Below are 5,584 nucleotides of genomic sequence, written 5' to 3' on the forward strand. Positions count from 1 at the left end.
CTCCACTACATCTTTCCTTTTCTGATCACGCTGTTCTTTTATCGTAGCCATGGAAAGCAGTATACACTGCCAATACTTTCGGAACGATTAATACCAGTCCACCGCCTGCCGGAAACGGGCCACCGACGTCTGTTTCAACGCCGCGTCCACCGGGTAGGCAATGCCGTCGTGTTCCCACAAGGCCAGGGTGCGGGTGGCGTAGCCGTATCCCATGTTCATCAGGTACACGCCGTCATACCGCAGCAGGGGCTTGTGGTAGCGCACGAAGGCGTCGTGGTAACGCTGCTCCCCGGTGAGGGCGTAGAGTTCAATGGCCGCCCAGGCGCGGGCATGTTCATGGCCTTCATCCCCGTCCCGGGCATCCCCCTTGCCGTAATGGTGATAACCATGCATCCCCGGGTTGGCCTCCAGCCAATCCCACGCCTTGATGGCGCGTTGTTTGAGCAAGTCGGCCAAAGCCGGGTCGTATCGGCGCAATACGGGGCTGCGCGCCGCCCGGGCCAGGGCCGCCGCGTACCCGCCGGTAACGGTGGTGTCCTTGGGGGATAGATAACGGGTCAGGTTGGGGGTCTCCCCCGGCATGGTGGACTGGTAGTTCATCCCCTTGGGCTTGCTCATGCCAAACACGCCGCCGTCCACCGAATCCTGCATCTCCTTGAGCCAGTTGATCTCGAGCAGGAATTCCTGCAACAGGTCGGGAACGCCGTCGCCAGATTCCGGTACCCCGAGGTTGTCGTGCATCACCCGTTCGCCGTACACGTCCAGGGTGGTGATCAGGGTCCAGGCTGTCAGGGCGCTGTTCCAGGTGTAGGGCGAATAATCCCCGGCATCCATGTGCCCGCCGCTGATCTCCACATGTTGGCCTTCCTGCGTGGTGGGGTAGCGGATGGTGTCCGGCGTAACGCCTAAACCAGCCAGGAAGGGATCCAGATCGGTGCTGTTGTAAACGTAGGTCTGATCTTCCACCGTGGCCTTGTGGGTGAAGCGGGTATAGGGCTTGATCAGCTCCTCGCCGCGCCGCTGGTGGTACATACCCAACGCCAGGGTGTTCAGGCCGACGCGGTAGACATCGCTGTGGATGGGAAACGGCTGGCTGATGCCCGTGCCGTGGCGCAGGTAGTATTCACCCGGGGTGGTCAGAGCGGAGAAATCCAGTTGGTAAACCTTGTTGTAAGGATGGTTGGTAAAGGTTTCACGCCAGCCTTCCGAGGCTTCCAAGGTGCCCGTACCCTGGAACACCACCTGGTGGTCCTGGGTGCGCACCACTTCAAAATCCAGGTCGGTGGGCTCGTATTCGCCCGCGCTGCCCATCATCAAACCCAGATAGGCCTTTTTACGGTCCGCCGGACGGTAGCCGTATGGATCCACGTGCAGCAGGTCACTGAGCTGTGATTCCGGTTCGAAGCGGAACCTGGCATGGATGGCGGTTCCGGTCAGTTGGGTATCCACATCCAGCGCGTATTCCTGTCCGGTGTTCAACGGCCGGCCCAGGTGAATGAAGATGTTTTCCCCAATGCGCAGATCACCGACCCGGTAGGGGGCGTAGAAGGTGCGCCGTTTCAGGCCGGTTCTCACCACCGGTACGCTGTCGCCCGCGCTGTCGGTGACGCTGAAAAGGGCCGGGTTTTCCGCTTTAGCGATCTCCACCGGGGGGCGTATGAAATCGGTATTGTTTTCGTTGCGGGTCGGAACCAGGGTCAGGCGCAGCCACTGATCGGACACGGCGTGTATCCGCACTTCGCCCGGTTCCTGCATCCGCACCAGCGTTTCCAGTGCGCGCTGTTGTTCCCCGCTCAGGACGGGGCCCGCCCCCCCAGCCAGCGGCTGGGTTCGGGGCGTGGAGGCGGCATCATCGGGCAGGGAACCACTGTGGTATTCCAGCAGATCGCTGAAGCCGTCGCCGTCACTGTCAGCGGCGGCGTTGGCCGCATCCAGCGGCTGCAGATCGCGTTCGTCGGCAATGCCGTCGTTGTCGTCGTCATGGTCGGCGTTGTCCCCGATGCCGTCGCCGTCGTTGTCCCCCCATTCGGCCCTGTCGAAGGGGAACACATCCTGCCCATCCTCCACGCCGTCGCCGTCATCGTCCGGATCGCGTTTGTCGGGGAGGCCGTCATCGTCGGTGTCGAAATCCAGGTTGAAACGGATTTCATCCGCCCAGCCGTGGAAATCACCGAAGCTCAGGCGGATGTCCTCGTGCCCATACAGGTTCAGCTGTCCCCGGCCGTGGGCCACCTTGAGAATTTCCTGCCCGTCCACGTGCAGCAGATAATGGGTGCGGTTATGGGTCAGCTTGATGTGATGCCACTGGTTCCGGCTCAGGGCGGTGTTGACCGCCTCCCCGGAGTCCCCATAGCTGCCCAGATAGGCGCTCAGGTCGGTCATCCAACTGTTGCGGCGGATTTCCACCCCACTATCCCAGCTCTGACGCATGAACAGCAGTTCCAGCCGGTTCTCGTCCCACATGTCGATGGTGTCGAAATAGAAGCGGCCTTCGATGCTCACCTCATCGATGTCTTCCACCGTCCTGTCTGCCGGAAGGTAGGGATCGACGCTGAAGGTGACTTCGGCCCGGTCGTTGAAACCGTCGAATCTCAGGGCGGCGCCGGCGGGGGTTTCCATCCAACCCAGGTTGCTGTCGTCGAAGCGCGCATTGCCGTTCAGGGTCAACTCAGGCATGACGCCTTTGCCATCCTGCAGGCTGTTGTCGAGATGGAATACGCTGGAGATCAAGCTGTCATCGTAGATAGTCTGACTGCTGGCGCTCAGCAGCAGATCATCGATCAGCACCAGCGTCGTTTCATTGGCCGCGGTCTTTTTATTGTTGTAGCCGCCGATGATCAGCCGATGGCTGCCGATGGCGAGATTGCCCAGGTCCAGCTCTATCTGACGCCAGCCGGTGCTCTCCTCCGGGCCACCGTTGCCGTTACCCTGCACTTGATCGATGTAGTCATTGGGCGTGACGCCGATCAGCTCTCCATCCAGGCTCACCAGCAGCTGGCTCTGTTCGTCCTGCTCGTAAAAGGGACTCTGGCTCAGCCGATAGCGGAAACTCAACACCACCTTGCTCAGACCGTTGAGCTGGAAGTCGCGTTGCCAACCGCCGGAGAGGCCGAAGATGTCGGCACTGTTGATGCCACCCAGGATGATCTGCAAGGCACCACCGCTGTAGCCGCCATCAGGGAGCAGACTGCCGTCGGCATAGCCCGGCGCACTGCTGCCACGGAACGGGTCATCAACATAGCTGAAGCCAGCGCTGTCTGTATCAAAGCCGTCCTCGATCAGCAGACTCGGCTGGTTGCCGGTAGTAGCCGCCACCGCTACGCCAGGCTCGCTCTGATTACCCGCAGTGTCATAGGCGCTGACCTGGTAACTGTAGCGGGTCGACGGGGTGAGGCCGCTGTCGCGGTAGCTGGTGATGGCGCTGTTGGCGATCTCAACGCCATCGCGGAACACCCGGTAGCCGATAACGCCGACGTTGTCACTCGCCGCCTGCCAGCTGAGTTCAATGGTGTCGGAGCCGGAGGGGATGGCGCTGAGTCCGGTCGGAATCTCAGGAGCCTCAGTGTCAGGTAGGTCGCTAACGCTGATGCCGACACTGGCGCTGGCAGTCGCCCTCTGGTTGTCGGTTACGCTCAGGGTCGCGGTGTAGTCGCCGGGCGTAGTGTAGCTGTGGAGCGGGTTGGCCTCGGTGCTGCTGCTGCCATCACCGAACGCCCAGCTAAAATGCTGGATGGTGCCGTCAGGATCCGTGGAGCCGGCGCTGCTGAAGTTGACGACCAACGGAACTACGCCTGTCTGCGGGTCGGCACTGGCTACTGCACTCGGTGGCAGATTGACCGGTAGGCTACTGCTGCTACGCAGCAGCAGGTCATCAATCAATACCACGGTCGTTTCGTTGGCCGCAGTCTTCTGGTTGTTGTAGGCGCCGATTATCAGCCGGTGGCTGCCTGCCGCCAGGCTCCCCAGATTCAGTTCCACCTGACGCCAGCCGGTAGTCTCTTCGGCACCACCGTTGCCGTTGCCGCTAACCTGGTCGATGAAGTCATTGGGCGAGACACCAACCAGTACCCCGTCGATGCTTAGCAGTAGTTGACTGTATTCGTTGCGCTCGTAAAAGGGGGTCTGGCTCAGCTGGTAGCGGAAGCTGAGGCTCACCTCACTCAGCGCATTGAGCTGGAAGTCGTGTTGCCACCCCCCCGACATGCCGAAGATGTCATCACCGTCGATACCGCCGAGAGTGATCTGCAGGGCACCGCCGCTGTAGCCGCCGGCACCGAGATAGCTGCCGTCGGCATAGGCTGGTGCGCCACTGCCGCGAAACGGGTCGTCGAGATAGCTGAAGCCGGCACTGTCGCTGTCGAAACCGCTATCGATCAGGTTGGACTGGCGAATCACGGTCAGGCTGGCAGTGGCTCTGACACCATCCTGTTCAGCCAACACGGTGAAAGGCCCACCTGCCTGGCTGGCGGTGAACAGACCCGTGCTGTCGATGACGCCACCGCCGTTGACGCTCCATGTCGGGTTGACCACGATCGTGTTGCCATATTGGTCAAACCCGCTGACGTTGAACTGCTGACGCAGGCCGATATTCAGCTGAGCAGAGGCCGGGGTGAGACTAAGACTCGTCAGGGTCGGCTGTGCGCCGGTGGTAGCCGCCACCGCTACGCCAGGCTCGCTCTGATTACCCGCGGCATCGTAAGCGCTGATCTGGTAGCTGTAGCGGGTCGACGGGGTGAGCCCGCTGTCGCGGTAGCTGGTGGTGGCACTGCTGGCGATCTCAACGCCATCGCGGAACACCCGGTAGCCGATAACGCCGACGTTGTCACTCGCCGCCTGCCAGCTGAGTTCAATGGTGTCGGAGCCGGAGGGGATGGCGCTGAGTCCGGTCGGAATCTCAGGAGCCTCAGTGTCAGGTAGGTCGCTAACGCTGATGCCGACACTGGCGCTGACAGTCGCCCCCTGGTCGTCGGTTACGCTCAGGGTCGCAGTATAGCTGCCTGGAGTGGCGTAGCTGTGGAGCGGGTTGGCCTCGGTACTGCTGCTGCCATCACCGAACGCCCAGCTAAAATGCTGGATGGTGCCGTCAGGATCACTGGATCCGACACTGCTGAAACTTACCTCCAGCGGTGCAACACCGGCTGTCGGAGCGGCGCTGGCCACGGCACTCGGTGGCAGATTGCTGCTGTCGCTGCGCAGCACCAGATCGTCGATCAGTACCTCGGTCGTTTCGTTGGCCGCAGTCTTCTGGTTGTTGTAGCCGCCAATGATCAGTCGGTGACTGCCGCCGACAAGGCTACCCAGGCTCAGCGCCACCTGGCGCCAGCCGGTGGTCTCTTCGGCACCACCGTTGCCGTTGCCGCTAATTTGGTCGATGTAATCATTGGGCGAGACACCAACCAGTACCCCGTCGATGCTCACCAGCAGCTGGCTCTGCTCATCCTGCTCGTAGAATGGGCTCTGGCTCAGTCTGTAGCGAAAGCTGAGGCTCAGCTCACTCTGGCTGGTGAGTTCGAAGTCGCGCTGCCAACCGCCGGAGAGGCCGAAGATGTCATCACCGTCGATACCGCCGAGGGTGATCTGCAGG

The 5,584-nt window shown here is 61.5% G+C and carries 1 protein-coding gene; it reads right to left on the minus strand.

All coding sequences use genetic code 11. The features are described from left to right. Positions 1-87: 87 nt before the first annotated feature. Positions 88-5,584: PKD domain-containing protein (locus tag Ga0074115_RS13755; RefSeq protein WP_087959786.1), on the minus strand; the 5,497-nt coding region annotated here is incomplete at its 5' end.

The sequence above is a fragment of the endosymbiont of Ridgeia piscesae genome (assembly GCF_001443665.1).
In the GTDB taxonomy this organism is placed as follows: Bacteria; Pseudomonadota; Gammaproteobacteria; order Chromatiales; family Chromatiaceae; genus Endoriftia; species Endoriftia persephonae.